The following is a 19,047-nucleotide window of genomic DNA, read 5'->3' as shown; positions in this document are numbered from 1 at the left end:
CACATACCAGCCCTCACCCTATCACTGCGCTGCCACCTTCTCCGACTTGCCGTCATAGCGCTTGCGCCACTCGGCCAGAATCTGGTCACGGTTCTTCGAGGCCCAGGCAAAGTCATTCTTGATCAACCGCTGCTCATAGTCCGCCGGCAACTCGGTCTGTGGCTTGGCAACCCCCGGCGCAGCCAATACCGCGAAGTTTTCCTTGTACAACTCCATGGCCGCCGGGCTGGCCGAGAAATCCGCCAGGCGCTTGGCCGCATCCGCCTTGGGCGACCCTTTGATCACGGCAGTCGCCTCGATCTCCCAACCCAGGCCTTCCTTGGGGAGCACGATATCCAGCGGCGCAGCCTGGCGCTTGAGCTGCACGGCCGGGTATTCGAACGAAATACCGATCGGGAACTCGCCCGCCGCCGCCAGCTTGCACGGCTTGGAACCCGAGTGTACGTACTGGCCGATGTTCTGGTGCAGCGCATCCATGTACGCCCAACCCTGCGGCTCGCCAAAGGTCTGCAACCAGGCACTTACATCCAGGAAGCCGGTACCCGATGAGGCCGGGTTGGGCATGACGATCTTGCCCTTGTACTCGGGCTTGGTCAGGTCCTGCCAGCTCACCGGCTTGCTCAAGCCCTGCTTTTCGGCCTCGATGGTGTTGAAGCAGATGGTCGCGGCCCAGACGTCCATACCGACCCAGGCCGGCGGGTTGGCAGCATCGCGGTAATTGGGCGCGATCTTGCCCAAGTCCTTGGGTGCATAGGCTTCGAGCATGCCGCCCTGGTCAAGGATGGCCAGGCTGGATGCCGCCAGGCCCCACACCGCATCGGCCTGCGGGCGCTCTTTTTCTGCCAGTAGCTTGGCGGTGATGATACCGGTGGAATCACGTACCCACTTGATCTCGATATCCGGGTTGGCCTTCTCGAAGGCCTGCTTGTAGGTCTTCAGCTGTTCGGCTTCCAGCGCGGTGTAGACCGTCAGCTGGGTATCGGCGGCCGACGCCTGCAGGCTGAACACGGCGGAAACGGCAGCGGCAAGTGCAAGGTGCTTGTACATGGGTAGATTCCTTACAGGTCAGACGGTCGCGGCGCGTTGGCGCCAGGCTTGGGAGCGGCGCAACAGGCCGCGTGAGGCTGCGGCCAGCAGCAGTGAAGCGCCGGCACTGGTCAGCAGGATCAAGGTGGACATGGCTGCGGCCCCCCCAACGTTGCCGGCGTCGTCCATGTTCAGCACGGCAACGGCAGCCAGGAGGGTGTCGGGGCTATACAGGAAAATCGCTGCCGACACGGTGGTCATCGCCGAGACGAACAGGTAGCGGATGATGTCCAGCAGGGCCGGCAGGCAGATCGGCACGGTCACCCGCAAAAAATGCTTGTACAACGGCGCCTTCAGCGACAGGGCGGCGGCCTCGAACTCGCCGTCGAGCTGGCGCAGCGCGGTGGTTGCGGTCATCTGCGCGGTTGTCAGGTAGTGGGCGACGGTGCACACCACCAAAAGCCCCATGCCGCCGTACAGCACATGCAACGGATTACCGTTGAGGTTGAAGAAGAAAACGTAACCCAGCCCCAGCACCAGCCCAGGCACGGCCATGGGGATGAAGCTGAGCAGGCGCAATGCCTGGTTGAGCAGCCGCTGGCCTTGGGTCTTCTCCATCAGGTAGGCACCGGTGAAGATCAGGATACTGCCGATCAGCGCGGTGCAGATTGCCATGGTCACGCTGTTGCGATAAGCCAGCCAGCCGCCGTCTGCGGTGTCCTCGAACAGGTAATGGCGCAGCGACAATGACAGGTTGTAGGGCCAGAAGGTGACCAGCGAGGAATACACGGCCATGCCAATCACCAGCAGCAGCGCCGCACACACCAGCAGCACAATCGCCAGGAAGCAGGCATCGCGGCCGCGCGACGGCTTGGGCTCGAACACCTGGGCGCGTCCGCTCATGGCCTCGCCCTGGCGCCGACGCAGCCAGGCATCGACGCTGAAGCTGAACAGTGCCGGGATCAACAGCACCATGCCGATCAGCGCACCACGCCCGAACTGTTGCTGGCCGACCACCGCCTTGTAGGCTTCCAGTGCCAGCACCTGATAGTCGCCACCGACCACAACCGGGACCCCGAAATCGGTGATGGTCAGGGTGAAGACCAGGCAGAATGCGGCGAACACCGCCTGGCGTGTGGCTGGCCAGGTAATGCTGGTGAACGCCCGGCCTGGCCCGGCACCCATGCTGGAAGCTGCATCGAACAGCCGGGCATCCGCTAGCGACAGCGCCGACAGCAGGATCATCAGCGCATGCGGGAAGGTGTAGATGGCCTCGCCCAGCACGATGCCCCAGAAGCCGTAGATGTTGTCGCTGAACAAACCACGCAACAGCCCCTGGTTGCCGAACAAATAGACCAGGGCAATGGCCGGCAGCATCGACGGTGCCAGCAGCGGCAGCAGCGATATCCCCCGCCACAGGCCTTTGGCCGGGATCAGCGTACGTTGCAGGGCATAGGCAAACAGGTAGGCCAGCGGCACCACGATGGCCGCGACGGTGAGTGCCACCGACAGGCTGTTGCCGAGCAACCAGTGGAAGGTGTCGCTGGCGAACAATTCACGGGCCGCCAGCAGGCCACCGCCCTGCCCTGCTTCAGCACTTAAGCCTCGCCAGAAGATCGCCAACAGCGGCAGCAACACCGCCAGCACCAGAAGAATCAGCAGCAGACTCTTGCCGCCGACGACGAACAACTGGTCACCCAGGGCGACGCCAGCACGCGGCGTGGCTTTGGCCTGGCTCAGCGGCAGGGACATTGGCGCGGCCATCTCAGGCAAACACCTGCAGGCTCTGCGGCGGCAGCGCCACCCAGATATCCTGCGAGCCCAGGCGCGGCATTGCCTCGGGGGACAGCTCGGCCATCAGGGAGTGGCCTGGCAGGGCCTTGAGCTCGAAGCTCATGCGGCAGCGGTTACCCAGGAAGGTAATCTCGCGGACCTTGGCCGGGAACAGGTTTTCTTCGTGCACCGCCGGGTTGACCGTGATTGCCTCAGGGCGGCAGAACAGCCTCCCGCTGCTGGCCTGGGCCGAGTCCGGGGCCAGGCGCATGTTCATGCCGCCGACCAGGGCATGGCTGTCACCGCTGCGCTGGAACGGCAGCCAGTTGCCTTGGCCGACGAACTCGGCAACGAACGGCGTGGCTGGCTGGTCGTAGATTTCCTGCGGGGTGGCGTACTGCTCGACCTGGCCGTTGTTCATCACCGCAATGCGGTCGGCCATCAGCATGGCCTCGTCCTGGTTGTGGGTCACCATCAGCGTGGTAATGCCCAACTGGCGTTGCAACTGACGCAGTTCGCTGCACAAATGCTCACGCACCCGGGCGTCAAGCGCCGACATCGGCTCGTCGAGCAGCAGCAGCGAAGGTGCCGGCGCCAATGCCCGGGCCAGGGCCACGCGCTGCTGCTGGCCGCCGGAAAGCTGGCCCGGGTATTTCTTTTCGCTGCCGGAAAGGCCTACCAGTTCGAGCATTTCCGCCACCCGCTGGCGGGCCTGCTCGCGGCCACTGCCGGTCAAGCCGTAGGCGATGTTGGCCTCGACCGTCAGGTTGGGAAACAGCGCATAGGACTGGAAAAGGATGCCGTAGTCACGCGCCTGGGGCGGCAGCTCGGAGATATCGCGCTCACCGATATACAGCGTGCCGCGGTCCTGACGCTCCAGGCCGGCGATGCAGCGCAGCAGCGTGGTCTTGCCACAGCCGGATGGGCCGAGCAGGCACACCAGTTCGCCGGCGGCGATGTCCAGCGAGACATCGTTGAGCGCAGTGAAAGCACCGAAGCGCTTGTGGATATTGCGCACTTTCATCGGTGCGCCGGAGGTGGTGGAGTGCATGGCAAGGCCTCATCGAAGAGATGGGCCCATGCTAGGAAGGCTGTGCGAACGTTCTGTGGCGTAAAGGCAAAAGCGGGTGATAGTGGTATAGGCAGATTTTGTATTGGCATTGGTGGGCACGATCGCCGGCAGTCACGCCGGGGCTTTCAGAGATGCGAACCTGCAACTTCCTGCGCCACCCCCAGAAATGCCGCCGGTAACCGGGCTTGGCGTCGTTCTTTCAGGCAATACAGGTACTCGTGCATCACCGGTGCATTCTCCAGCGCCAACACCCGCAGCTCCGGGTTGTGCGGCACTTCATGCCGGGCTATCACGCTGATGCCAATGTTGCGCAGTACCGCCTCGCGGATCGACTCGCGGCTGCCAATTTCCAGCACAGTCCCTGCCTCGACCCCGGCCGCCTGCAACATCTGCTCAGTCAGCTTGCGCGTGGTCGAGCCTTTCTCGCGCATCAGCAGGCAATGCCCGGCCACCACCTCGATCGACACCGCTTGCCGACGCGCCAGCGGATGATTGCGGTGCACAGCCACCACCAACGGGTCAGTGCCCAGCACCCGCCGCACCAGCCGGGCGTCTTCCAGCAATTGCGACGAGGCGGCGATATCCACCCGGTAGTCCTCGAGCATCTCCAGCACTTGCTGCGAGTTGCCGATCTCTACCGCCACTTCCACCTGCGGCAGGCGTTCGCGGTAGATCTTCACCAGGTCAAGAATGTAGTAAGGCGCCGTGGCCGCAATACGCAGGCTGCCCTGAGCCTGGCCGCTGTTACGCAGTTCAAACTCGATGTCGGCCTCCTGCTGCAACAATGCCTTGACCATCGGCAGCAGGCGCACGCCCTCCTCGCTCAGCACCAGGCGCCGCCCGCCGCGGTAAAACAGCTCCACGGCGTACTGGCTCTCCAGGTTGCGAATCTGCGTGGTCACTGTGGGCTGGCTGAGGCCAAGCTTCTTCGCCGCCAGGGTGATACTGCCCAGACGGGCCACCATGTAGAAGGCTTTCAGCTCAGCACTCAGCATGCACGTCCCCTATTTGCGCAACAGGCGCAAGCCGTTGAACACCACCAGCAGGCTTACGCCCATGTCGGCGAACACCGCCATCCACATGGTGGCCATGCCGGCAAAGGTGATCGCCAGGAATATCGCCTTGATGCCCAACGCCAGAACGATGTTCTGCATGAGGATCGCCGCGCTTTGGCGCGACAGCCTGACGAAGGCAGGGATTTTCCGCAAGTCGTCGTCCATCAGCGCCACGTCGGCAGTTTCGATGGCTGTATCGGTACCGGCCGCCGCCATGGCAAAGCCGATCTCGGCACGGGCCAGCGCCGGTGCGTCGTTGATGCCGTCACCGACCATGCCCACCCGATGGCCCCGGGCATACAAAGCCTCAATGCTTGTCAGCTTGTCAGCAGGCAGCAGGTTGCCTTCGGCGCGATCGATACCCACCACGGCAGCGATGGCCTGGGCGGTATGCGGATTGTCGCCGGTCAACATGACCGTCTTGATACCCAGCTCATGCAGCTCGGCGATGGCCTGCCGGCTGCTGTCCTTGACCGTGTCGGCCACGGCGAACAGCGCCAACGGGCCAGAACGGTCGAGCAGCAGCACGACGGTCTTGCCCTGACGCTCCAGCGCATCCAGGCGGGCCTCCAGCTCAGGTGAGCACAGCCCCAGCTCCTCGACCAGGCGATGATTGCCCAGGTGGTAGACCTCTCCGTCGATGGTGCCGCGCACGCCACGCCCGGCCAAGGCCGCAAAGTCGTCAACCTCGCTAAAGGCCAGGCCCTGCGCCTTGCCGAACTGAGCAATGGCGCGGGATACCGGGTGATCCGAGCGCTCGCCCAGGCTGGCGGCCAAGGCCTGCGCCCGATCTTCGAACAGCGGCTGCAGAACCTTGGCATCCGTCTGTACCGGTTTGCCATGGGTGATGGTGCCGGTCTTGTCGAGGGCCAGGTAATCCAGGTGACGGCCGCCTTCCAGGTACACGCCGCCCTTGATCAGGATGCCTTTGCGCGCGGCAGCAGCCAGGCCGCTGACGATGGTCACCGGGGTCGAAATCACCAGGGCGCATGGGCAAGCCACCACCAGCAGCACCAATGCGCGGTAAACCCAGTCGAACCAGGCGCCGGCCATGAACAGCGGAGGGATGACCGCAACCGCCAAGGCTACGGCAAACACCGCCGGGGTATAGATGCGCGAGAAACGATCGACAAAGCGCTGGGTAGGCGCTCGCGCACCTTGCGCCTGCTCGACGGCCTTGATGATCCGCGCCAGGGTCGATTGCCCGGCAGCGGCGGTCACGCGAAATTCCAGCGCCCCCGCCTGGTTGATGGTGCCCGCGAACAGCTTGTCGCCCACCCCCTTCTCTACAGGCAGGCTTTCGCCGGTGATCGGTGCCTGATCGACGCTCGATTGCCCACTGGTCACTTCACCGTCAAGGCCAATGCGCTCGCCAGGGCGCACTCGCACCAACGCGTCGACGGCCACTTCACGCACCTCCACTTCGCGCCATTGGCCATCACCCTGCTGCACCGTGGCCATGTCCGGGGTCAATTGCATCAGCCCACTGATGGCATTGCGCGCGCGGTCCAGTGAACGTGCCTCTATCAGTTCGGCAACGGTAAACAGCACCATCACCATGGCCGCCTCCGGCCACTGGCCGATCAGTACCGCACCCGTCACGGCGATGCTCATCAGCGCGTTGATGTTGAGGTTGCGGTTTTTCAGGGCAATCCAGCCCTTCTTGTAGGTGCCAAGGCCGCAACCGAGGATCGCCACCAGCGCCAGGGCCGCCACCATCCACTCCGGTGCGAGTGCAGAAAAGTGCACGATTTCGGCGGTGATCGCGGCAATACCTGACAATGCCAGCGGCCACCAGCGGGTTCTGCCAGGTTGCGGCGCATTGGCACTGCCGTCGTCCTCGGCGCCAATAGGCTCGGCCTTCATGCCCAAGCTGTCGATGGCACGTTCGATATCGGCAGTGCCATTCAAGGTATGGCGCACGCCCAGCACGCGGTTGATCAGGTTGAATTCCAGCTGTTCGATACCCGCCAGCTTGCCCAGCTTGTCCTGGATCAAGGTCTGTTCGGTGGGGCAGTCCATGGCCTCGATGCGGAAACGGCTGAGCCGGGCATGGCTGCTGGAGTTTTCGCGAAGCTGCACGGTGGCGGACGCAGCGGCAGCGCCACAGCAACCGTGGGCGTGGTGGTCGTGCTTGTGTTCGTGGCTGACAGGCTGGTTCATGAGGTCATCCTTAAATTGAGCCTGTTGCCAAGTGAACACCCTGTAGCCACTATAGGGTCAAGCCACTTGTTGGAGATTGGGTGATGAAGATCGGAGAGCTGGCCAAAGCCACCGATTGCGCGGTGGAGACCATTCGCTACTACGAGCGGGAAAACCTGCTGCCAGAGCCGGCGCGCAGCGAGGGCAACTACCGGTTGTACACCCAGGCGCATGTGGAGCGGCTGACCTTCATCCGCAACTGCCGCACGCTGGACATGACCCTGGACGAAATTCGCAGCCTGCTACGCCTGCGCGACAGCCCCGACGACGCGTGCGGCAGCGTCAATGCGCTGATCGACGAGCATATCGAGCATGTTCAGGCGCGGATCGATGGCTTGGTGGCATTGCAGGAGCAGCTGGTGGAGCTGCGGCGGCGCTGCAACGCGCAGGGAAGTGAGTGCGCGATCTTGCAGCAACTGGAGACGAACGGGGCGGTATCGGTACCGGATACCGAACATTCGCATGTGGGGCGAAGTCACGGGCACTGAACCAGAAGCTTCGCGGGTGAACCCGCTCCCACAGGGCACTGCACATAACTAAGTCGTGCGCGGTGCCTGTGGGGTTCACCCGCGAAGAGGCCAGTTCAAACAATACAGACCTATCAGACCGCCATCGGCGCTGTCATCGGCGCATGGTGCTCATAGCCTTCCAGCCAGAAATCAGTCGGTTCGATCTTCTCCAGCCACTCCGGCTCATACTTGCCAGTCTCGGCAAATGCCGGAACACGGTCGCTGATCACCAGCTTCGGCGCTTCCAACGGCTCGCGCTTGAGCTGCTCGTTCAGCATGTCCAGGTGGTTTTCATACACATGGGCATCGCCTATGAAATAGGTGAACCAGCGTGGGGTATAACCGGTGAGGCGGCCGAACAGCGAGAGCAGCGCCGCGCCTTCAGTGAGGTTGAACGGCGTGCCCAGGCCCAGGTCGTTGGAGCGGATGTAGAGGGTCAGGGAAATCTCTTTCGTCTCTACATTCGGGTGGAACTGATACAGCAAGTGACACGGCGGCAGGGCCATTTCGTCCAGTTGCGCGCAGTTCCAGCCGTGGAACAGGATGCGGCGGCTGCCCGGGTCGTTGGCGATGGTGTCCAGGCACTGGCGCACCTGGTCGATGGCCTTGTACAGAATGACGAACGCGACGCCGTCCTCTTCGTCCTGTGCGATACGGCGGAAGCCTGCCTTCTCGGCCATTTCGATGGCGGCTGGGTTGCTCAACGGAATACGCTTGTAGCCCGGCCACTGGCGCCATTGCACGCCGTAGATCTCGCCCAGGTCGTCATGACCCTGGCGGAACGGGTTGGCCAGCCACTGGGCGTTTTCGTTGGCGTTCTGGTCCCAGACCTTGCAGCCCAGCTCGCGGAACTCACCAGCGTTCTTCACGCCACGCAGGAAACCGACCATTTCGCCGATTGCCGACTTGAACGCCAGCTTGCGCGTGGTAATGGCCGGAAAGCCCTTCTGCAGGTCGAAACGCAGCATGGCGCCCGGCAGGCTGATGGTGCGAATGCCGGTGCGGTTGCCCTGCAGCGTGCCGTTTTCGATAACGTCGCGGACCAGGTCCAGATACTGTTTCATGGCTTACCTGTAGCAAAAACGGCAGGGGATCGCCCTGCCGTGGGAATAATCAGGCGGGTTTCGCCGTGGGCTTGCGATTATAAGCCCACCAGATCAGGCCGAGGCCAGCCAGGATCATCGGCACGCACAGAATCTGACCCATGGTCAGCCAGCCCCAGGCGATGTAACCGAGCTGGGCATCCGGTACCCGAACGAATTCGACGATGAAACGGAAGATGCCGTAGAACAGCGCGAACATGCCCGACACCGCCATGGTCGGCCGCGGCTTGCGCGAATACAGCCACAGGATGACGAACAGTGCTACGCCCTCAAGGGCAAACTGGTACAGCTGCGACGGATGGCGCGGCAACTGCGCTGGGTCGCTGAACGGCGGGAAGATCATTGCCCATGGCACGTCGGTGGGCTTGCCCCACAGCTCGGCGTTGATGAAGTTGCCGATACGCCCGGCACCCAGGCCGATCGGCACCAGCGGGGCGACAAAGTCCATCAGTTCGAAGAACGACTTGTTGTTGCGCTTGCCAAACCACAGGGCCGCCAGCATCACGCCGATGAAGCCGCCGTGGAACGACATACCCCCTTTCCACACCTCGAAGATCAGCGTCGGGTTGGCCAGGTAGGCGTGCAGGTCGTAGAACAGCACGTAACCCAGGCGCCCGCCGACAATCACCCCCATCGACAGCCAGAACACCAGGTCGGACAGCTTCTCGCGGCTCCAGGTGGGGTCGAAGCGGTTCAGCCGGCGTGAGGCCAGCAGCCAGGCACCGCCGATGCCGATCAGGTACATCAGGCCGTACCAATGGATTTTCAGCGGCCCGATGGCAACGGCCACGGGGTCTATCTGCGGGTAAGGCAGCATGGAACTTCCTCTCGATTCAAATCAAAAAGCTGAGACCGACACAGAACAGCAGGGCTGCGAACAGGCGTTTCAACAAACGTGGCGACAGCTTGTGCGCCAGGCGCGCGCCGAAGCGGGCAAAAAACATGCTGGTCACGGCAATGCCGACCAGCGCCGGCAGGTACACGTAACCCAGGCTGTGGGGCGGCAGGTGCTCCTCATGCCAGCCCAGCAGCATGAAGCTGAGGGCACTGGCCACGGCAATCGGCAGGCCACAGGCAGAGGACGTGGCCACCGCCTGCTGCATGGGCAGGCTGCGCCAGGTCAGGAATGGCACAGTCAGTGAACCGCCGCCGATGCCGAAAATGGCCGAGGCCCAACCGATCACGCCGCCTGCGCCGACCAACGCGGGCTTGCCGGGGACGCCACGGCTGGCCTTGGGTTTGAGGTCCAGTGCCATCTGCGCGGCGATGACCAAGGCGAATACGCCAATGATCTTTTGCAGCAGCGGGCCCTGGATCAGCGAGGCGGTCTTGGCGCCGACACCCGCCCCGAGGAGGATGCCAAGGGTCATCCAGGCGAAGATCGGCCATTGCACGGCACCCTTGCGGTGGTGTTCACGCACGGCGTTGATCGAAGTGAAAACGATGGTTGCCAGTGACGTGCCGACTGCCAGATGGGTCAACACCGAAGCGTCGAAGCCCTGCAAGGTGAAGCTGAACACCAGCACTGGGACGATGATGATGCCACCGCCCACGCCGAACAGCCCGGCCAGCACACCGGCGCAGGCGCCCAACAGCAGATAGAGCACGAATTCCATTCGGCTTCCCCGAAAAATCAATCCGGCATGGTAACGGAACCCGGGCTCGGGGCTCTAGTGAACTCTGTGTCAGGATGGATCCGCCAAGCTGCTGTGGGTACAGTGACAAAAAACACAGAGGCCCGACCGATGTGCCTGATCGTATTTGCCTGGCGGCCGGGGCACACCCTGCCGCTGATCGTGGCGGCCAACCGCGACGAATTCTATGCCCGCCCTACCCAGCCCCTGGCGGCCTGGGAGGAGACGCCTGGGGTGCATGCCGGGCGCGACCTGGAGGCCGGTGGTACCTGGCTGGGGGTAGGTCCCCAGGGGCGCTTCGCCGCGCTGACCAACATTCGTGACCCGGGCCAGCCACCGGGGCCCCGCTCGCGGGGTGAACTGGTGGCAGCATACCTGCAGGGAGCGCTTGGGGTCGACGCGTACCTGGACCAGGTGGCCAGCCGCAGTGGCCAGTATTCGGGGTTCAACCTGTTGGTAGGTGACGAGCGGCAGCTGGGTTACCTGAATGCCCGGGACGCGGCGCCGCGCCTGCTTCAGGCTGGGGTGTACGGGCTGTCCAACGCAGGGCTGGATACGCCGTGGCCGAAGCTGGTGAAGGCGCGTAGCGGGCTTGAGGGCCTGCTGGAAACGCCGGACCCGGATCGGTTGCTGGCATTGCTGGCGGATAACGAGCCGGCAGCTGATGGTGACCTGCCCGAGACCGGCGTGGGGGTGGCGACCGAGAAATTGCTGTCGAGCGTATTCATCGCCAGCCAGAACTACGGGACCCGGGCGAGTACGGTGCTGATCGTGGATGATCTGGGACGAAGGCGGCTTATAGAGCGAAGTTTCGGGCCCTTTGGGGGGCATTTGGGCGAGGTAGAGTTAAAGGTTTGAGGGCCATGGGGCTGCTGCGCAGCCCATCGCGGCACAAGGCCGCTCCCACAGGGGTACGCGATCTCCTGTAGGAGCGGCCTCGCGCCGCGAAAGGGCCGCAAGCGGCTCCGAAAAATCAGAGGGTTTTATTGGCCCCTGGCCCGATCATCCGCGCCAACCCGAGGTTTTTCAGGGCCAGCTGCAGCGAGCTGTGGATAACCTGCGGGTTGTCATGGCTCAAGGCTTCGACCAGCAACTCCTTGGCCTTGCTCATGTTCACCTGCCGCAACATCCACTTCACCTTCGGCAGGTTGGTGGCGTTCATCGACAAGCTATCGAAGCCCATCGCCATCAGCAGGATTGCCGCCGCCGGGTCACCCGCCATCTCGCCGCAGATACTGACCGGCTTGCCTTCGCCATGGGCGTCGCGCACTACCGTGTTCAACGCCTGCAGCACCGCCGGGTGCAGGTAGTCGTACAGGTCGGCGACCCGCGGGTTGTTGCGGTCCACCGCCAACAAGTACTGGGTCAGGTCGTTGGAGCCGACCGAGAGGAAGTCCACTTGCCGCGCCAGCTCCTTGGTCTGGTACACCGCCGCAGGGATTTCGACCATCACGCCCACCGGTGGCATCGGCACATCGGTACCTTCGTCGCGCACCTCGCCCCAGGCGCGGTGAATCAGGTGCAGCGCCTCTTCCAGCTCATGAATACCTGAAATCATCGGCAGCAGAATGCGCAGGTTGTTCAAGCCTTCGCTGGCCTTGAGCATGGCACGGGTCTGCACCAGGAAGATTTCCGGGTGGTCGAGGGTGACGCGAATGCCGCGCCAGCCGAGGAACGGGTTTTCTTCCTTGATCGGGAAGTACGACAGCGCCTTGTCACCGCCAATGTCGAGGGTCCGCATGGTCACCGGCAATGGGTGGAAAGCCGCCAGTTGCTCGCGGTAGATGGCCAGCTGCTCTTTCTCGCTGGGGAAGCGCTGGTTGATCATGAACGGCACTTCGGTGCGGTACAGGCCGACCCCTTCGGCGCCGCGCTGCTGCGCACGGGCCACGTCGGCGAGCAGGCCGGTGTTGACCCACAGCGGCATGCGGTGGCCGTCCGGGGTGACGCACGGCAGTTCGCGCAGGGCATCCAGGCCCTGGGCCAGCTGGCGTTCTTCCTCGACCACGTCGCTGTACTGCTTGCGCAGCACTTCGCTCGGGTTGGTGAACACTTCGCCCTTGTAGCCGTCGACGATCAGTTCGATGCCGTCGACCTTGGAGTATGGCAGGTCGACCAGGCCCATCACCGTGGGGATGCCCATGGCGCGGGCAAGAATAGCGACGTGGGAGTTGCCCGAGCCCAGGACCGAGACCAGGCCGACCAGCTTGCCTTCCGGCACTTCGCCCAGCATGGCCGGGGTCAGTTCTTCACTGACCAGGATGGTGTTGTCGGCATACACCAGCGACTGCGAGCGGGCTTCCTGCAGGTAGGCCAGCAAACGCCGGCCCAGGTCCTTCACGTCGGAAGCACGCTCACGCAGGTAGTCGTCGTCCATCAGTTCGAAGCGGTTGACGTGCTCGCCGACCACCTGGCGCAGGGCACCCTGGGCCCATTGGCCGGTCTTGATGACCTCGGTCACCTCGCCACCCAGCGCTGCATCTTCAAGCATCATCAGGTAGACATCGAACAGCGCCCGCTCTTCCGGGCGCAGCTGGGTGGCCAGCTTGGCCGACAGCTTGCGCATGTCTTCGCGCACGCCTTCAAGGGCGTTTTCGAACAGTTTCAGTTCGGCGTCGATATCATCGACGGTCTTGTCCGGCACCACCTCCAGGTCGGCCGGCGGCAGCATCACCACCGCACGCCCCACGGCAGCACCTGGCGAACCCGGCACACCGACGAAGCGCGCTTCCTGGATGCCCTTGCCCTGACGGCCCAGGCCCCGGATCGAGCCGGTGGCCTCGGCGTGGGCGATAACCCCGGCGAGCTGGGCGCTCATGGTGACCAGGAAGGCTTCTTCGCCCTCGTCGAACTGGCGGCGCTCCTTCTGCTGGATGACCAGCACCCCGACCACGCGGCGGTGGTGAATGATCGGTGCACCCAGGAAGGAGGCGAATTTTTCTTCGCCGGTTTCGGCAAAATAGCGGTAACGCGGGTGGTCGGCGGCGTTTTCCAGGTTCAGCGGCTCTTCCCGGGTACCGACAAGGCCCACAAGGCCTTCGTTGGGGGCCATGCTGACCTTGCCGATGGAACGCTTGTTCAGGCCTTCGCTGGCCATGAGTACGAAGCGGTTGGTTTCCGGGTCGAGGAGGTAGACCGAGCAGACCTGGCTGCCCATGGCCTCCTTGACGCGCAAGACAATGATCCCCAACGCCGACTTGAGATCTTTGGCGGAGTTTACTTCCTGGACGATCTTGCGCAGCGTATTGAGCATGGCTCGGGGTCGAACTCCGTCGTCAGTCGCGCGTCAGCAGACGCGGTGCTAGCTCTTTCAGGGCGCGCCGGTACACCTCGCGCTTGAATGTCACAACCTGGCCCAGCGGGTACCAATAGCTCACCCAGCGCCAGCCGTCGAATTCCGGCTTGCCGGTCAGGTCCATCCGCACCCGTTGTTCGTTGCTCACCAGGCGCAGCAGGAACCACTTCTGCTTCTGGCCGATGCACAGCGGCTGGCTGTGGGTACGAACCAGGCGCTGCGGTAAACGATAACGCAACCAGCCACGGGTGCAGGCAAGAATTTCCACATCATCGCGTTCAAGGCCAACTTCTTCGTTCAGCTCGCGGTACAGGGCATCTTCCGGCGTCTCGTCAGGGTTGATACCACCCTGGGGAAATTGCCAGGCATCCTGGTTGATCCGTCGAGCCCATAGCACCTGCCCGGAATCATTCGTGAGAATGATCCCGACATTGGGGCGAAAACCATCCGGGTCGATCACGGCAGCAACCTCGCAAACGCATGTCACCGCATTGTTCCACAAAGCTTGCGAGCGCAGCAACGCGCCCGCCAAGCTTATGTGCAGCTGCGTGAAAACTCCGTATTCTGCGGGCCTACCTTGTGGCTGATGCGAGTGACCGCGATGCGCCTGGCTTTATTCGACCTGGACAATACCCTCCTCGGTGGCGACAGCGACCATGCCTGGGGTGACTACCTATGCGAGCGTGGCATCCTTGACCCGGTCGCCTACAAGCAGCGCAATGATGACTTTTACCAGGAGTACCTCAATGGCACCCTGGACCTGCAGGCCTACTTGGCCTTTTCCATGGAGATCCTGGCCGCGACGCCTGTGGCCAGACTCGACGAATGGCACCGCGACTTCATGCGCGACTGCATCGAGCCGATCATCCTGCCCAAAGCCCTGGCCTTGCTGCAGCAGCACCGCGAGGCCGGCGACCAGCTGGTTATCATTACCGCCACAAACCGCTTCGTCACCGCGCCGATCGCCAAGCGCCTGGGTGTACGCGTGCTGCTGGCGACCGAATGCGAGATGCGCGATGGCCGCTATACCGGGCGTAGTACCGATATAGCGTGTTTCCGTGAAGGCAAGGTGACGCGGCTGGAGCGCTGGATGATGGAGAACGGCTTCGATCTTGAGGACAGCTACTTTTATAGCGACTCGATGAATGACTTGCCGCTGCTGGAGCGGGTTACGCATGCGGTGGCCGTTGACCCGGACCCAAACTTGCGGGCCGAGGCTGATAAGCGTGGGTGGCCGGTGGTTTCGCTCAGGGACTGAGATTCTCCTGCGCCGGCCTCTTCGCGAGTAAACCCGCTCCCACAGGATGCCGCACAAGGCCTGAAGGCAGCGCAATACCTGTGGGAGCGGGTTTACCCGCGAAGAGGCAGGTGCCGGCAAGCCAGGACGCTCAGACCGGCTTGGCCCCCATCAGCCCGGCAATGGACAGGAAGCAGACCCCACTGAACACCGCCAGGGCCAGGGTAAACCGTAGCCCCACCACTTCTGCCTTGCGCAGCCGGTTCAACCGCACCAGCAGCCACCAGACGGCAAACGCGCCGAGTGTATAGATGACGCTGGAAGCCAGCACCCAGGTCTGCCCCAGCGGCCAACCGACAAGGTGCACCAGCCACCAGCCGGTGAACGGCATGCTCACCAGGCACAGCCCCATTAGCACCCAGACGAACACCAGCGGCCGCCGCAGCAGCTTGGCATAGGCCTCGGCATCGCCCTGGCGGCGGGCGCGCACGGTCCAGATCGCCAGGCCCAGAGCGCCCAGCAGCAGCAGGGCGGTGGCGATGATATGCAGGGTCTTGAGCGTGGTCAGGTGTTCCATGACGTCACATCCTTGAGCGATAAGCCAAGCGTAGACGCTCAGCCCAGGAACAGCTTGTAAGCCGGGTTCTCGGTTTCGTCCCAATAGGGGTAACCAATTTTGGCCAGCGCCGCCGGCACCAGGTGGCGCTCCTCCTCCGGCACCTGCAGCCCGGCCACCACGCGCCCGTCGGCCGCGCCATGGTTGCGGTAATGGAACATCGAGATATTCCAGCGCCCGCCCAGCTTGTTGAGGAAGTTGAACAACGCGCCCGGCCGCTCAGGGAATTCGAAGCGCAGCACCATCTCGTCACTGGCGCCGGCCGAATGGCCGCCGACCATATGGCGAATGTGCAGCTTGGCCAACTCGTTGTCGGTCAGGTCGGTCACCGGGAAGCCCTGATCGATCAGTTGCTGCACCAGCGCTGCACGCGGGTCGTTTTCGGGGTGGGTCTGCACACCGACAAAAATGTGCGCTTCGTCCGAAGTGTGCTTGCGGTAGTTGAATTCGGTGATCTGGCGCTTGCCGATGGCCTCGCAGAAGGCCTTGAAGCTGCCCGGGCGCTCGGGGATGGTCACAGCGATGATCGCTTCGCGCTTTTCACCCAGTTCGGCACGCTCGGCCACATGGCGCAGGCGGTCGAAGTTAACGTTGGCGCCAGAATCGATGGCCACCAGGGTCTGGCCGGCCACGCCGTACAGCTCGACATACTTCTTGATGCCAGCCACACCCAATGCGCCAGCAGGTTCGGTGATCGAGCGGGTATCGTCGTAGATATCCTTGATGGCTGCGCAGATTTCGTCTGTGCTGACGGTAACGACCTCATCCACGTGATGGCGGCAGATATCAAAGGTATGCTGGCCGATCTGCGCCACCGCCACGCCGTCGGCAAACAGCCCGACCTGCGGCAGTACCACGCGCTCACCGGCAGCCATCGCTGCCTGCAAGCAGTTCGAGTCATCCGGCTCTACGCCGATGACCTTGATTTCCGGGCGCAGGTACTTCACGTAGGCGGCAATACCGGCGATCAGGCCGCCGCCGCCCACGGGCACGAAGATCGCGTCCAGTTGGCCAGGGTGCTGGCGCAGGATTTCCATGGCCACGGTGCCCTGCCCGGCGATGGTGTGCGGATCGTCATAGGGATGGACGTAGACGAAGCCTTTTTCATCGACCAGTTTCAGCGAGTAGGCCAGCGCCTCGGGGAAAGAGTCGCCATGCAGCACCACCTTGCCGCCGCGGGAACGCACGCCTTCGACCTTGATCTCCGGGGTGGTCTTGGGCATCACGATGGTGGCCTTGATGCCCATTTCACGGGCCGCCAGGGCCAAGCCCTGGGCGTGGTTGCCGGCCGAGGCGGTGACCACGCCGCGGGCAAGTTCTTCCGAGCTCAGCTGGGCCAGCTTGTTGTACGCCCCGCGGATCTTGAACGAGAACACCGGCTGCAGGTCTTCGCGCTTTAGCAGGATCTGGTTGCCGAGGCGCTTGCTCAGCTGCCCGGCGCTCTGCAACGGGGTTTCGACGGCAACGTCATAGACGCGCGAGGTGAGGATCTTCTTGACGTACTGTTCGAGCATCGGGAAAGCATCACTGGGCCGCGGGACAAGGGCTGGGAGTCTACCCCAGCGCTACGTCGGGCGACCACAGCAAAGCCCTGCGAGCCGTTATACTAGGCAACTTTGAAACCGCCCCTGCCCCTTTCGGAGCCCGCATGACCCAGGACCAACTCAAACAGGCCGTCGCCCAGGCCGCTGTCGACTTCATTCTGCCCAAGCTGGATGAAAAGAGCGTTGTCGGCGTCGGTACCGGTTCGACTGCCAATTTCTTCATCGATGCCCTGGCTCAGCACAAGACCGCCTTCGATGGCGCCGTCGCCAGCTCCGAAGCCACTGCCCAGCGCCTGAAGGGCCACGGCATCCCGGTCTATGAGCTGAACAGCGTCAGCGAACTGGAGTTCTACGTGGACGGTGCCGACGAGAGCGACGCGCACCTGAACCTGATCAAGGGCGGCGGCGCGGCCCTGACCCGCGAGAAAATCGTCGCCGCGGTGGCCAAGACCTTCATCTGCATCGCCGACGCCAGCAAGCTGGTACCGGTACTGGGTTCCTTCCCGCTGCCGGTCGAAGTGATCCCGATGGCCCGCAGCCACGTGGCACGCCAGCTGGTCAAGCTGGGAGGCGACCCGGTGTACCGTGAGGGCGTGGTCACCGACAACGGCAACGTGATCCTCGACGTGTTCAACCTGCAGATCACCAACCCGGTGGAGCTGGAAGCGCAAATCAACGCCATCGTTGGCGTGGTGACCAACGGCCTGTTCGCGGCGCGGCCGGCGGATCTGCTGCTGCTGGGTACCGCTGAAGGCGTGAAGAGCCTGAAGGCCGAGTAAAACCCTTCGCGGGTAAACCCGCTTGTATGGTTAGACTTGAAGGGGTGGTGGGACTAAATGCCCGATTCTGACTGTTACGAGCAGTACAGACCGTGGGAGACATCGCCCCACCCCTTCCACCAAAGCGCCGATAAAGAATGCATCGTTTGCAAGCGACGATAGAAGCAAGCCAGCGCCTCTTGGTGAAAGCCCTTCAAGCCGAAAAACCATAACGTGGAGAGCCGCCGATGGCAATGCAGGTAGTGAAGTCGATCATTGGAGCGGACGTTGCAAAAGCTGAATTGGTGATCCATCACGAGGAGCGTGATGAGATCATCAAGCTGAAAAACTCCAAATCTGAAATCAATAAGTGGCTCAAGCAGCAGCCACTGAACACGGCTATCGCCGTTGAAGCGACCAACATCTATCACTTGGATCTGGTCGAGCTAGCCCACGGCATGGGCTTTGATGTTTATGTCATTGATGGATTTCAACTGAGTAACTATCGCAAGAGTGTTGGCGGCCGAGTCAAAACTGACCCGTCCGATGCGCGGTTGCTGTCCCGTTTTCTGAAAAACGAGGGTGAGGATCTTCGCCCTTGGACCCCGCCTCCCGCCGTCTACGGCAAGCTGCAGAGCCTTCTGCGGCGCAGGGCTGCGCTGGTATCGGCCCGTACTGCAATGACGCAGAGCTGGGCTAACGAGGGCCTGTTGAAAGCAGCCTTCGAAACCTTCGTCAAGTCGATAGAACGGCTGGACTTGCTGATACAAAAGAAGATCAAAGAAGTATTGCGAGAGGCAGGGCTGCTTGAACAGGTTATTCGCTGCCAGGCCGTGGAAGGTATTGGTTTTCTCACAGCGTCAGCACTGGTAATGGCGTTTATCAGAGGCGAATTCAAAAGCAGTGACGCTTACATCGCCTTCTTGGGGATGGACCTGCGAGTGAATGACTCCGGGCAAAAGAATGGACGCCGCCGCCTTACAAAGCGAGGCTGTTCGGAGATTCGTCGTTTGTTGCATAACGCAGCGATGTCGGCCAGTAGGTCAACTACCTGGAAGGACGTGTATGAGCAGTATCGGAGCAACGGTAAAGCAACGACCCAGGCACTAGTGATCTTGGCTCGCAAGCTCGCTCGCGTCGCATTCGCCCTGATGCGAGATCAGGGCGAATACGTCACCAAAAGCCGGAAATTGGCTTGCTGAAAACCATAGAATCTCCCACAG

At 62.7% G+C, this 19,047-nt stretch carries 17 protein-coding genes; 5 read left to right on the top strand and 12 right to left on the bottom strand.

Going from position 1 to position 19,047, the window contains the following annotated elements; genetic code table 11:
- Positions 1-21 precede the first annotated feature (21 nt).
- From E8E68_RS06430 to E8E68_RS06410, 5 genes are all read right to left on the bottom strand, one after another.
- Complete coding sequence (locus tag E8E68_RS06430) at positions 22-1,047, bottom strand: putative 2-aminoethylphosphonate ABC transporter substrate-binding protein (RefSeq protein WP_280340274.1); 1,026 nt, start codon at positions 1,045-1,047, stop codon at positions 22-24.
- An 18-nt stretch (positions 1,048-1,065) separates the two neighbouring features.
- The gene (locus tag E8E68_RS06425) at positions 1,066-2,790 is read right to left on the bottom strand and encodes a putative 2-aminoethylphosphonate ABC transporter permease subunit (RefSeq protein WP_266029033.1); all 1,725 of its coding nucleotides are present in this window, start codon (positions 2,788-2,790) and stop codon (positions 1,066-1,068) included.
- Between the two features lies 1 nt (position 2,791).
- Positions 2,792-3,850: a putative 2-aminoethylphosphonate ABC transporter ATP-binding protein gene (locus E8E68_RS06420; RefSeq protein ID WP_280340271.1), complete on the bottom strand. Its 1,059-nt coding sequence runs from the start codon at positions 3,848-3,850 to the stop codon at positions 2,792-2,794.
- A gap of 146 nt (positions 3,851-3,996) precedes the next feature.
- Positions 3,997-4,866, bottom strand: coding sequence for a LysR family transcriptional regulator (locus tag E8E68_RS06415; RefSeq protein ID WP_266029031.1), 870 nt, complete (start codon positions 4,864-4,866; stop codon positions 3,997-3,999).
- Positions 4,867-4,875: 9 nt separating this feature from the next.
- Complete coding sequence (locus E8E68_RS06410) at positions 4,876-7,089, bottom strand: heavy metal translocating P-type ATPase (protein ID WP_266029030.1); 2,214 nt, start codon at positions 7,087-7,089, stop codon at positions 4,876-4,878.
- Between the two features lie 83 nt (positions 7,090-7,172).
- Here E8E68_RS06410 and cadR point away from each other — a divergent pair, with 83 nt between their 5' ends.
- The gene (cadR, locus tag E8E68_RS06405; protein WP_010955676.1) at positions 7,173-7,616 is read left to right on the top strand and encodes a cadmium resistance transcriptional regulator CadR; all 444 of its coding nucleotides are present in this window, start codon (positions 7,173-7,175) and stop codon (positions 7,614-7,616) included.
- Between the two features lie 113 nt (positions 7,617-7,729).
- Here the strand turns inward: cadR and E8E68_RS06400 are convergent, their stop codons facing one another.
- Genes E8E68_RS06400 through E8E68_RS06390 form a run of 3 tightly spaced genes read right to left on the bottom strand, consistent with a single transcriptional unit; the run spans position 7,730 to position 10,356 of the window.
- Positions 7,730-8,701 (bottom strand): thymidylate synthase, encoded by a 972-nt coding sequence (locus tag E8E68_RS06400; protein WP_266029029.1) that lies wholly within the window; start codon positions 8,699-8,701, stop codon positions 7,730-7,732.
- A 49-nt stretch (positions 8,702-8,750) separates the two neighbouring features.
- A complete protein-coding gene (gene lgt, locus E8E68_RS06395; protein ID WP_110747109.1) occupies positions 8,751-9,557 on the bottom strand; it encodes a prolipoprotein diacylglyceryl transferase in 807 nt (268 codons plus the stop codon).
- 16 nt (positions 9,558-9,573) lie between these two features.
- Complete coding sequence (locus E8E68_RS06390) at positions 9,574-10,356, bottom strand: sulfite exporter TauE/SafE family protein (protein WP_266029028.1); 783 nt, start codon at positions 10,354-10,356, stop codon at positions 9,574-9,576.
- Positions 10,357-10,485: 129 nt separating this feature from the next.
- Between E8E68_RS06390 and E8E68_RS06385 the strand changes: the two genes are divergently transcribed.
- Positions 10,486-11,232, top strand: coding sequence for an NRDE family protein (locus E8E68_RS06385; protein WP_266029027.1), 747 nt, complete (start codon positions 10,486-10,488; stop codon positions 11,230-11,232).
- Positions 11,233-11,347: 115 nt separating this feature from the next.
- Here E8E68_RS06385 and ptsP read toward each other — a convergent pair whose 3' ends face one another.
- On the bottom strand, positions 11,348-13,627 hold the full coding sequence (gene ptsP / locus E8E68_RS06380) for a phosphoenolpyruvate--protein phosphotransferase (RefSeq protein ID WP_110747102.1): 2,280 nt from the start codon (positions 13,625-13,627) through the stop codon (positions 11,348-11,350).
- 22 nt (positions 13,628-13,649) lie between these two features.
- Positions 13,650-14,129 carry an RNA pyrophosphohydrolase gene (locus tag E8E68_RS06375; protein ID WP_110747162.1) on the bottom strand — a complete coding sequence of 160 codons (480 nt, stop codon included), beginning with the start codon at positions 14,127-14,129 and terminating at the stop codon, positions 13,650-13,652.
- A gap of 141 nt (positions 14,130-14,270) precedes the next feature.
- Here E8E68_RS06375 and E8E68_RS06370 point away from each other — a divergent pair, with 141 nt between their 5' ends.
- On the top strand, positions 14,271-14,927 hold the full coding sequence (locus tag E8E68_RS06370; RefSeq protein ID WP_266029026.1) for an HAD family hydrolase: 657 nt from the start codon (positions 14,271-14,273) through the stop codon (positions 14,925-14,927).
- A 130-nt stretch (positions 14,928-15,057) separates the two neighbouring features.
- Here E8E68_RS06370 and E8E68_RS06365 read toward each other — a convergent pair whose 3' ends face one another.
- A complete protein-coding gene (locus tag E8E68_RS06365) occupies positions 15,058-15,483 on the bottom strand; it encodes a DUF2269 domain-containing protein (protein ID WP_266029025.1) in 426 nt (141 codons plus the stop codon).
- 38 nt (positions 15,484-15,521) lie between these two features.
- Positions 15,522-17,036 (bottom strand): threonine ammonia-lyase, biosynthetic, encoded by a 1,515-nt coding sequence (ilvA, locus tag E8E68_RS06360; protein ID WP_266029024.1) that lies wholly within the window; start codon positions 17,034-17,036, stop codon positions 15,522-15,524.
- Between the two features lie 134 nt (positions 17,037-17,170).
- Here ilvA and rpiA point away from each other — a divergent pair, with 134 nt between their 5' ends.
- Both rpiA and E8E68_RS06350 read left to right on the top strand, forming a co-directional pair.
- Complete coding sequence (gene rpiA, locus E8E68_RS06355) at positions 17,171-17,845, top strand: ribose-5-phosphate isomerase RpiA (RefSeq protein ID WP_110747094.1); 675 nt, start codon at positions 17,171-17,173, stop codon at positions 17,843-17,845.
- A 227-nt stretch (positions 17,846-18,072) separates the two neighbouring features.
- Positions 18,073-19,026 carry an IS110 family transposase gene (locus E8E68_RS06350; protein ID WP_280340090.1) on the top strand — a complete coding sequence of 318 codons (954 nt, stop codon included), beginning with the start codon at positions 18,073-18,075 and terminating at the stop codon, positions 19,024-19,026.
- Positions 19,027-19,047: the final 21 nt, after the last annotated feature.

It is taken from the genome of Pseudomonas sp. BN607 (genome assembly GCF_029871175.1).
GTDB lineage: Bacteria > Pseudomonadota > Gammaproteobacteria > Pseudomonadales > Pseudomonadaceae > Aquipseudomonas.
Note: the sequence above shows the minus strand (reverse complement) of the source record. Positions and strands in the feature narration are given on the sequence as shown.

Bases quoted from the DNA above. Each gene is read 5' to 3' on its own strand.
- E8E68_RS06415 (WP_266029031.1), bottom strand. From the start codon at position 4,866: ATGCTGAGTGCTGAGCTGAAAGCCTTCTACATGGTGGCCCGTCTGGGC.
- E8E68_RS06365 (WP_266029025.1), bottom strand. From the start codon at position 15,483: ATGGAACACCTGACCACGCTCAAGACCCTGCATATCATCGCCACCGCC.
- cadR (WP_010955676.1), top strand. From the start codon at position 7,173: ATGAAGATCGGAGAGCTGGCCAAAGCCACCGATTGCGCGGTGGAGACC.
- E8E68_RS06410 (WP_266029030.1), bottom strand. From the start codon at position 7,089: ATGAACCAGCCTGTCAGCCACGAACACAAGCACGACCACCACGCCCAC.
- rpiA (WP_110747094.1), top strand. From the start codon at position 17,171: ATGACCCAGGACCAACTCAAACAGGCCGTCGCCCAGGCCGCTGTCGAC.
- E8E68_RS06430 (WP_280340274.1), bottom strand. From the start codon at position 1,047: ATGTACAAGCACCTTGCACTTGCCGCTGCCGTTTCCGCCGTGTTCAGC.
- lgt (WP_110747109.1), bottom strand. From the start codon at position 9,557: ATGCTGCCTTACCCGCAGATAGACCCCGTGGCCGTTGCCATCGGGCCG.
- E8E68_RS06350 (WP_280340090.1), top strand. From the start codon at position 18,073: ATGGCAATGCAGGTAGTGAAGTCGATCATTGGAGCGGACGTTGCAAAA.
- E8E68_RS06400 (WP_266029029.1), bottom strand. From the start codon at position 8,701: ATGAAACAGTATCTGGACCTGGTCCGCGACGTTATCGAAAACGGCACG.
- ptsP (WP_110747102.1), bottom strand. From the start codon at position 13,627: ATGCTCAATACGCTGCGCAAGATCGTCCAGGAAGTAAACTCCGCCAAA.
- E8E68_RS06425 (WP_266029033.1), bottom strand. From the start codon at position 2,790: ATGGCCGCGCCAATGTCCCTGCCGCTGAGCCAGGCCAAAGCCACGCCG.
- E8E68_RS06370 (WP_266029026.1), top strand. From the start codon at position 14,271: ATGCGCCTGGCTTTATTCGACCTGGACAATACCCTCCTCGGTGGCGAC.
- ilvA (WP_266029024.1), bottom strand. From the start codon at position 17,036: ATGCTCGAACAGTACGTCAAGAAGATCCTCACCTCGCGCGTCTATGAC.
- E8E68_RS06390 (WP_266029028.1), bottom strand. From the start codon at position 10,356: ATGGAATTCGTGCTCTATCTGCTGTTGGGCGCCTGCGCCGGTGTGCTG.
- E8E68_RS06420 (WP_280340271.1), bottom strand. From the start codon at position 3,850: ATGCACTCCACCACCTCCGGCGCACCGATGAAAGTGCGCAATATCCAC.
- E8E68_RS06385 (WP_266029027.1), top strand. From the start codon at position 10,486: ATGTGCCTGATCGTATTTGCCTGGCGGCCGGGGCACACCCTGCCGCTG.